Here is an 8,609-nt window from a genome sequence, read left to right on the forward strand (position 1 = left end):
TGTTAAATTCGGCCATGATATGCTCGCGGCTGTATGGGCTACCGTTGGCGAGCTGTAAACTTTTTCATTCAGCATTAACGACAAATTAAAGCGTGTTTCCTTCACGCTCATCGTGGTTCACTCTGACCAAGACGCCTAGTGTCACTGACTCTGGGCGTTTTTATTTGCTTACTATTATGTGGTTCACTACCTATTTACAGCGCCCGCTAGCCATGTAATATTCGAACGCTAGAATGTTTTCTCGAACAGATTTATCACTCTAGGTATCGTCTTAGTAAAAGGGTTTGTATCCATGTTTTCTTCATTGCACGTGCGTTTGACCGCCATTAATAACAACAAATACTTCCAAGCCATTACTGTTCTGGTCATCGTCCTTGCTGCGCTCACCATCGGTGCTAATACGTTTGAGCTTCCTGAAAGTTTCAACGTGGCTATTTACTGGCTCGATAAGTTCATTTTGCTATTTTTCCTCGTTGAGCTTGTCATCAACTTCTTCTCTTACAAAAATAAATGGGATTTTTTTAAAAGTGGGTGGAACTGGTTCGATGCAATTATCGTTATTGGTAGCCTGATACCGACCGCTGGGCAAGGTATTCTCATTGCGCGACTATTGCGTGTATTTCGCGTGCTTCGACTGGTGTCCGCGATACCTCAGCTCAAGATTCTGATAAACGCTCTATTTAAAGCGATTCCAAAGATGGGCTATATCGCCGTGTTGATGTTCATCATCTTCTACATCTACGCAGTGATTGGCAGCTTAGTTTTTTCTGACATCAACGAGGTGTTATGGGGAGACGTTTCAATTTCAATGTTGACGTTATTCCGTGTTGCTACGTTTGAAGACTGGACAGACGTCATGTATGAAACCATGGCTGTCTACTCAATGAGCTGGTTTTACTATCTTACTTTTATCTTTCTGACTGCGTTTGTCTTTCTCAACATGATGATCGGTGTGGTGATCGAAACCATGACCGCTGAGCATGCTATAGCCGAGCAAGACAAAGACTCGGATATGCCCTTGCTGACTCCGGACCATGAACCAAGACAAATATTCGCGACACACAAGCAAGTCGAATCATTGCAAAAAGAGCTTTCTGAGATCAAGGCACTGCTGAAACAAAAAAATGGACAATCTTGATCCAAAAGATAAAACGGCTAATCGAGTCACTGAGCTCTAGCCGTTTTATCTGATGGTTGTGTTTAGGAAGCAAAAACTAGATCAATTTGTTTCGAATGTGGATGACCACGGCTTCTGCAATAATGACCACCACAAAAATACTCAACAGCACCATCGATACTTTCTGCCATTCAAACAAGTTTTGTGCGTCATTAAGCACCACACCAATGCCACCAGCGCCAACCAACCCTAATACGGCAGACTCTCGAACATTGATGTCCCAACGGAACAAAACAATAGAGTAAAAAGCAGGCATAACTTGAGGCCAGTACCCTTTCAATATGACACTCATCCATGAAGCACCCGTCGCACGGAGCGCTTCAATTGGCCCCATATTGACTTCAGCAAGTGCTTCCCCCAACAGCTTCCCGACAAACCCTATACTACGAATGGCAATCGCCATCACACCAGCAAGAACGCCAGGGCCGAACAGTGCGATAAACAACAAAGCCCAAACCAGTGAATTGACCGAACGGGAAGCCACAAGGAAAAATTGAGCGACCCAATTTAACACTTTATTTTGTGTAATATTTGGCGCATTCAGTAACGCCAAAGGAATCGCAAATATCAGGGTAAACAGCGTCCCCAATGTGGCAATATTGAGCGTCTCAATCATCGCAGCGTGAATCGATTCAGGATAAAAAGCATAGTCCAATGGAACCATTCTCTGAAACATGTCAGCAAACTGCGCAGGTGCGTCATACAAGAACTCAGGAATCACTTCCACGGTCTGCCACGACCACACAATCGCACAGACTAAGCTGAAGTAAATAGCGAACCGGGCAATGCGCTCACTAGGCGTGAAGCGTTGCCACTCTTTATCGATAGAGGCGGTTGTCATTAAAACACTCTCCTAACAATATTAGAAAGAAACTCACCGACTAAAATCAATGCGATGATAGTGATCAAAATGGCGGCCACAAAATCATAGTCAAAACGTTGGAAAGCAGAGAACAGCGTCCCTCCTAACCCTCCGGCTCCTACAATACCGACCATCGTTGAGTTACGTAAATTGGAGTCTAACTGGTAACTTGCAAAGCCAATAAAACGCGAAAAGACTTGAGGCATGACCGCATACAAGATGACACTGGCGAAGCTCGCACCCGTCGCTCTAATCGCCTCGACTGGTTTAAACGAAATCTCTTCAATGGACTCCGCAAACAGCTTGGCAATAAAGCCAATCGACGCAAACACTAAGGTAAGAATGCCCGCTAAAGCACCAAAACCCACCGCTTTAACAAACAAGATGGCGATGATCACCGGATGGAAAGAACGGCATAAAGCAATAAAGCCACGCACAGGCGTTGAAACAAGAGAAGGCATCATATTTCGAGCCGCGAGCAACCCCAGAAACAGTGAAATGAGGATCCCAAAGAAGCTCGAAATAATAGCGATTTGCAGACTTTCGGCAAGACCGCTCAGTAATAAACTTGAACGAGAAAAATCAGGCGGAAACATGCGCGATAAAAGTCGTTCACTTTCACCAAAACCTATTACCAAACGGTCAACGGTTAGACCAAGCATCGATACGCTATAAAATAGGTAGCCTACAACCGCTGCGATAATGGCACGATTAAGCCAAGACACCTTGAACGGATTTTTACGATCAATAGAAGTGCCGTTAGAAGAAGGCCCGCTTGTCAAAGGGCTTGGGGTTAATTCAGCCATGACTCGCCCCCGTAAATGATCTTCAGATCGTCTTCTGAAATACCCTCAGGGCTACCATCGTAATGAACCTTGCCATTACACATACCGATGATGCGCTTTGCGTAACGTTTCGCCAAATTCACATCGTGGATGTTCACCAAAACCGGAATGTTTTTCTGCTCGGCGAACGTCTCCATGAGTTCCATAATCTCAACCGCGGTTTTAGGATCAAGTGACGATGTAGGTTCATCGGCCAACAGAATATAAGGGTCTTGCATGACGGCACGCGCGATACCAACACGTTGTCTCTGGCCTCCTGATAAGCTATCGGCACGTTGGTTAGCAAAGTCTTGTAAGCCAACAAATTCAAGCAGTTCAAAGGCTTTCTCGAGATCTTTTTCCGAGTAATTACGACGCCATGCATTCCATGCCGTCATGTAGCCTAAGCGCCCGCTTAACACGTTTTCAAGGACCGTTAGGCGCTCTACTAAGTTGTACTCCTGGAACACCATACCGATATGACGACGCTCCTTGCGAAGCGCTTGTCCTTTAAGTTGCGTGAGATCCGTACCATCAAATATGATTTCACCTTGGCTAGGATCATTCAGACGATTGATACAACGTAAAAGCGTACTTTTCCCCGTTCCTGAAGGCCCAATAATCGCAATAATTCCTGGTTCTTTAACATCAATGTTGATGCCTTTAAGGATTGGCTTTCCTGCCACATATTCATGATAAAGATTGTTGATCTTTATTCCGTCACAGCTTACTTCGGCCATACTGCATTTCCTTGTACAAATATTAAGATGAACTATGCCCTACCGGTCAGGGCATAGATTTTTAGAGTGTTGGATTAGGTGAAGACGAGAACTACTGGCTATTGGCTTGTTTTGCTAACTCTGCCGCCTTTTTCTTGGCACGTTTAGCCGCATCTTTTTCAGCCAGTTTTTTCAATCCTGCTTTGGTATAAGCCGTGCCCGTTGCATGAGCGATATCGCGGATAACACCCCATTCTTCTTGGTAAGAAATCGGTGAGAAGCGATCCGCACCTTTGAATGATGCTCTCATTTCAGGTGTGAAACGGTAGCTGAAGAAGGCTTCGTTAATTTTGTCTACCAGTTCTGGTTTTAGGTTATGAGCGTAACCGAATGCCGAGGTAGGGAATCGTGGGCTGCGGTAAATGATTTTCAATACAGAATCGTCTACACGACCAGCGGCTACCATACGATCGTAGACATCAGATGCCACTGGTGCCGCATCGTAGTCGCCATTGAACACACCCAAAATAGATTGGTCGTGTTTACCAGAGTAAAGTACTTTGTAGTCTTCATCGGGTACTAACCCTTCAGCAGGAAAGAGCGCACGTGGTGCAAGGTTGCCAGAGTTGGAAGAGGCAGATGTGTGTGCAACCTTTTTACCTTTTAGATCAGCCATCGTATCGATGCCACTGTCTTTGCGTACAATAGTGATGAGGTTATAGCCTTGAAAACCCGACTCGTCACCTTTCACTGCAATGGGTACGTAACCCGCTAGGTTAACGGCATAACCCGTTGGGCCTGTCGAGAAGCCAGCAACGTGAAGACGACCAGAACGCATCGCTTCTACTTGTGCAGAATTAGAGTGAACCGTGTAGTAAATCACTCGCTTGCCAGTAATCTTACTGAGGTGAGCTTGGAAATCTGCAAACGCGTCTTTGTACAATGCAGGGTCTTCAACTGGCGTGTAGGTAAACACCAGCGTACTTGGATCGTTCCACTCATCTGGATTCTTCGGTGAATCAGCCACTAGATCTTGGTTTTCGTCACAGTATCGATCGTCTAACACACCACGGCTAGAGCAGTCGCTTGCCATAGCCAATGAAGGGAGTAGTAATGAGCTAGCGATTAACAGTCCTTTAACACTGATTTTCATATTTAAACCTTATTTTTACTTATTGTTGAAAGTCACCATCGTTATTGCAGAGTTTGTGCCATGTTTTTATCCTTTTATTTTCAATTATTTAACCAAGCACAAAGAATATCAAAGAAACTTTGTGTCATTGCTGTCCAATTAAATGACCTTCATTTGGGTCATTATTGTCCTCAAAAGCCAGTCCTTAAAAATACAAGGTACATAGATTCAAGCTCCTTAAGTTCAAAGGCAAAAAAAGAGCCCGAAGGCTCTTTGGTTCACTGCTTTTTCTCTTTCTTTTTCTTGAAAATTTGTCTACTCGGCCACGCACAGAAATGCCTCTAAATAGCGACGGGCCTAATACATCCCCTAAGCCTCACTGTCCATGCAGTTAGCGTAGTAAGTGACGGTTGCTGGCCAATCACTGAACACCCCTAACACACCAACATCTTGTGCCAATACATCGAGCATTTTCATCATATCGCCATCATTGTTAATCCCTTGCTTAACACTTTGGTAATACCAACCACCACCTTGTGCAAGCGAGCCTGAACGCTCTAGGGTCCATGCAATGATATCCAGATCAGCACCCTTCGCTAGCTTCGCGTAGTTAGATGCCACCAGTTCATTGTTCTCATCGAGATCGACCAAAGCAAATAGAGGGGGTGCGATGATTTTTACACCTGCATCGTGCAGCTCTTTCATATTCTCTACAGAGGCAACAAAGTCAGCTTGCTCATAAACACGATCATCCAGATAAACGGCTTGTTTACCGAATTTAGGGTTTTCGTTGATCCAGTACTTCACATCGTCAAGGTTGAATGATTGCAAGTAAGTATCAGAAGGCTCAAAACCTGCGTCTTTCAGTTCATCCACCAGCTTTTGTGCATACATCTCTTGAGTAAACCCGTTGAAAGGCATTTCTACATCCGCCGATTTAAGCTCAGGCGTCACTTTCACACCATACTCTTTAAATAACGCCGCACTTTCAGCATGAGTCATTAATGTGCCGCTTTGACTATAAAGGTCAGTTCTCCAGCCCGGAGTCCCATTCATGTACTCTTCAACCGTGGTTGCTTTAGGGTTTGCACCATCCATCTTCCCTTTCAGCGTCTTAAACTCAGCAAGAGTGAAATCAGAGGTGCGACATTCCGCTTTGGCATCTTCGCCAGTCACGGGGTTAGCCGGTGTAAATGGCGTCGAACACTTCTTCGCAAGGTCTGGATGAGCTAAGACATCCGTCGTTGTGTGCAAATCACTTTGTGAGTGACGACATACCAAGGCTTTATCTTTTGTAAACGTAACATCACACTCCACGACGCCCGCGCCCATTTGAATCGCCGCTAAGTACGATTCTTTCGTGTGCTCTGGAAACTGCATGGCCGCTCCGCGATGCCCAATAGAAAAATCGCTACGATGAAAAGGCCCTTCACTGCAACTCAGCAGCTTCGTTTTCAAAGGGCTCTCGTCCATATTGTTGACTAAAAAGAGTGGACGAGGACCTAAGTCTGCTGACTCTTGCGCAGCCCATGCCGTTATTGAACTCACGCCAAGTATCAGTGCAATAGAACCTTTCAGTATTTGCTTCATGTTTGTATCTCCTTGCAACAAGCAATTATTTTCTCATTTCCTTATTCAGCCACTCGGTGCTGGATAACCGTCGCGTACGCTTTGGCTATACCCCGAAATGACCTCATGTGGACTCAAGCCACTGCGTAGGGATTGCACGCATTGTGCCAAATACTAAAAGTCTTTTATTACAATAAGTTGAATATATTCTTTATTCATACCACTTTTAAATGAGTCATTCTTGTCCCTGTTAATCGCTGACTGAATACTCAACTCATTTCGCCATGCAAGTCGTTTCGCTGACGTCATTGGGATGACCAGTCATTAAGGAGTTTTGGAAAACAATCTTAGAAAACATAGGTTATGACATTTTGAAACTGTCTTTATCCAGTTGATGCTTTTTCATTTTCCGGTAAAGGGTTTTACGGGGCAGATTCAACTTGCTAGACACTTCGTTAATATTGCCTGAGGTTTCAATTAACGCTTCCATCAAGACGTTTCTTTCGTAATGCTCCATCTGCTTTTCAAACGCAAAATCCTCACCCGACGCCTCACAAATGGGTGACTGCAAATCAAAACCATCCCCCACAATGCCTAACACAAATCGCTCAGCGACGTTCCTTAATTCGCGAACATTCCCCGGCCATTCGTGCCGACATAACTGCTGAATTTGTTCGGGATAAATCGTCGACGGACGTGTTTTGTACTTTTGACTGGCTTGAATCACAAAGTGTCGAAAGAGTACCTGAATGTCTTCTTTTCTATGGCGAAGTGCGGGTAAGTTTAAGCTCGCAATATTAAGGCGATAGAAGAGATCTGAACGAAAACCACCGGATTCACTTAAGTTCGCTAAATCCGTTTTGCTCGCAGCGACAACGACGATATCGACGGAAATCAGTTCATTCCCACCCACACGCTCAATCATGCGTTCTTGTATCACGCGCAGTAATTTGATTTGTACCGCCATTGGCATGCTTTCTATTTCATCAAGAAACAGTGTCCCACCATTGGCTTGTTCAATTTTTCCAATTCGCTTTTTGTTCGCACTGGTAAACGAACCCGCTTCATGACCGAACAGCTCACTTTCAATAATGCTTTCCGTCATACCGCCACAGTTAATCGCCACAAATGGCTTAGATTTTCGGCGACTGAACTGGTGTAAAGCCCGTGCAATGACTTCTTTGCCTGTCCCTGTTTCACCATTAATAATGGTATCAACTCCGGTACGAGACAAGGCCAACACTTGCTTGCGAATGTTATCGATTTCTTTTGATTGACCAATCACAACCGATTCAATTGGCCATTCGACCACTTCCCCATCATCGCGAGTTTTCGGTCGATTTTGCTGGCTTTGAATCAATGCCAGATCGAGTTTTTCGACAAGCTCCCCCGGGTTCAATGGTTTTTCTAAAAAATCAAATGCCCCCGCTTTCATCGCTTCTATCGCCATCGGAATATCGCCATGCCCACTCATTAGCAGCACTGGAACATTCGGCGCGCGATTTTGAATGGAACTCAATAACGTTAATCCATCCACTTTGGGCATTCGTACGTCACACAACACCACCGATTGGCAATTCGCATTCAGTGATTTGAGGCCGACATTTGGGTCCGTAAACGGTGTCACGCTAAAGCCTTCAAGCTCCAGCATTTCGCTCATGGCTTCGATGACGTCTATTTCATCATCAATGAGGACTATGTGTTTTTGGGGAGTCATAAGTGTGTGCCTTTTGGAAGGGTGACGATAAATTCTGAACCTTGGTACTCAATTGATTCAACACGAATCGAACCGCCAAAGTCTTTGATTATGTTGTATGCAATAGACAAACCTAGCCCAAGCCCTTTGCTCGTGGTTTTGCGGGTATAGAAGGGGTCAAACAAAAAAGGCAGTTCATCTTTGGGGATGCCTAGACCATTATCACGCACTGAAATTTCAACCGTCGCTGGAAACGCTTTTACTGATATTTCAAGGCGAGGATGATCACAGTGCTCAACGGCGTCTAACGCATTACTGATGAGATTCACTAATACTTGCTCTAGTCGAATGCGATTCGCTCGAACGTTAAGCTCTGTTTGTTTTAGGTAATCAATCGACAAGGTATTTTGTCGGGTTTCAAACAGCTCTATTGCATCCTCAATGACGTTCGACAACACCACATTTTCTATTTTCCCATCGCTTTTGCGCGCAAACGCTTTTAAATGGCCGGTAATCGCCGCAATTTTTTCGAGCAACCGTTCAATTTTATGCAAATTGGCTACGGCCTTATCTGACCGTTCTCTCTCTAACCATAACTGAGCACTGCGAACGTGACTATTGACGGCTGTC

At 44.8% G+C, this 8,609-nt stretch carries 8 protein-coding genes; 1 reads left to right on the forward strand and 7 read right to left on the reverse strand.

The genetic code is table 11. The features are described from left to right. Positions 1-292 precede the first annotated feature (292 nt). Positions 293-1,138, forward strand: a complete 846-nt coding sequence (locus tag ACP45E_RS06380; RefSeq protein ID WP_017035263.1) for an ion transporter — start codon at positions 293-295, stop codon at positions 1,136-1,138. Between the two features lie 76 nt (positions 1,139-1,214). On the opposite strand, the gene phnE (ACP45E_RS06385) is transcribed toward ACP45E_RS06380, so the two are convergent. From phnE (ACP45E_RS06385) to ACP45E_RS06415, 7 genes are all read right to left on the reverse strand, one after another. Then, entirely contained in the window at positions 1,215-2,018 is an 804-nt protein-coding gene (gene phnE, locus ACP45E_RS06385) for a phosphonate ABC transporter, permease protein PhnE (RefSeq protein ID WP_017035262.1), read from the reverse strand. After that, a complete protein-coding gene (gene phnE, locus ACP45E_RS06390) occupies positions 2,018-2,845 on the reverse strand; it encodes a phosphonate ABC transporter, permease protein PhnE (RefSeq protein ID WP_017037002.1) in 828 nt (275 codons plus the stop codon). Before phnE (ACP45E_RS06390) ends, phnE (ACP45E_RS06385) begins: the two co-directional genes overlap by 1 nt. Then, the gene (gene phnC, locus ACP45E_RS06395; RefSeq protein WP_017035260.1) at positions 2,833-3,603 is read right to left on the reverse strand and encodes a phosphonate ABC transporter ATP-binding protein; all 771 of its coding nucleotides are present in this window, start codon (positions 3,601-3,603) and stop codon (positions 2,833-2,835) included. The genes phnE (ACP45E_RS06390) and phnC overlap by 13 nt, the downstream gene beginning before the upstream one ends. Positions 3,604-3,694: 91 nt before the next feature. Next, positions 3,695-4,735: a phosphate/phosphite/phosphonate ABC transporter substrate-binding protein gene (gene phnD, locus ACP45E_RS06400; RefSeq protein WP_017035259.1), complete on the reverse strand. Its 1,041-nt coding sequence runs from the start codon at positions 4,733-4,735 to the stop codon at positions 3,695-3,697. Between the two features lie 348 nt (positions 4,736-5,083). Next, positions 5,084-6,304, reverse strand: a complete 1,221-nt coding sequence (locus ACP45E_RS06405) for a glycerophosphodiester phosphodiesterase family protein (protein ID WP_017035257.1) — start codon at positions 6,302-6,304, stop codon at positions 5,084-5,086. Positions 6,305-6,644: 340 nt separating this feature from the next. Continuing rightward, a complete protein-coding gene (locus tag ACP45E_RS06410; RefSeq protein ID WP_017037003.1) occupies positions 6,645-8,000 on the reverse strand; it encodes a sigma-54-dependent transcriptional regulator in 1,356 nt (451 codons plus the stop codon). Beyond that, positions 7,997-8,609, reverse strand: a 613-nt coding sequence (locus ACP45E_RS06415) for a sensor histidine kinase (protein WP_141707243.1), incomplete at its 5' end; no start/stop codon positions are given. The genes ACP45E_RS06415 and ACP45E_RS06410, both read right to left, overlap by 4 nt.

Source organism: Vibrio genomosp. F10 str. 9ZD137, from assembly GCF_049974785.1.
Taxonomy (GTDB): Bacteria; Pseudomonadota; Gammaproteobacteria; order Enterobacterales; family Vibrionaceae; genus Vibrio.

Excerpts from the sequence above, each read along its gene's own strand:
- ACP45E_RS06380 (WP_017035263.1), top strand. The coding sequence starts at position 293 with ATGTTTTCTTCATTGCACGTGCGTTTGACCGCCATTAATAACAACAAA.
- phnE (WP_017035262.1), bottom strand. The coding sequence starts at position 2,018 with ATGACAACCGCCTCTATCGATAAAGAGTGGCAACGCTTCACGCCTAGT.
- phnE (WP_017037002.1), bottom strand. The coding sequence starts at position 2,845 with ATGGCTGAATTAACCCCAAGCCCTTTGACAAGCGGGCCTTCTTCTAAC.
- phnC (WP_017035260.1), bottom strand. The coding sequence starts at position 3,603 with ATGGCCGAAGTAAGCTGTGACGGAATAAAGATCAACAATCTTTATCAT.
- phnD (WP_017035259.1), bottom strand. The coding sequence starts at position 4,735 with ATGAAAATCAGTGTTAAAGGACTGTTAATCGCTAGCTCATTACTACTC.
- ACP45E_RS06405 (WP_017035257.1), bottom strand. The coding sequence starts at position 6,304 with ATGAAGCAAATACTGAAAGGTTCTATTGCACTGATACTTGGCGTGAGT.
- ACP45E_RS06410 (WP_017037003.1), bottom strand. The coding sequence starts at position 8,000 with ATGACTCCCCAAAAACACATAGTCCTCATTGATGATGAAATAGACGTC.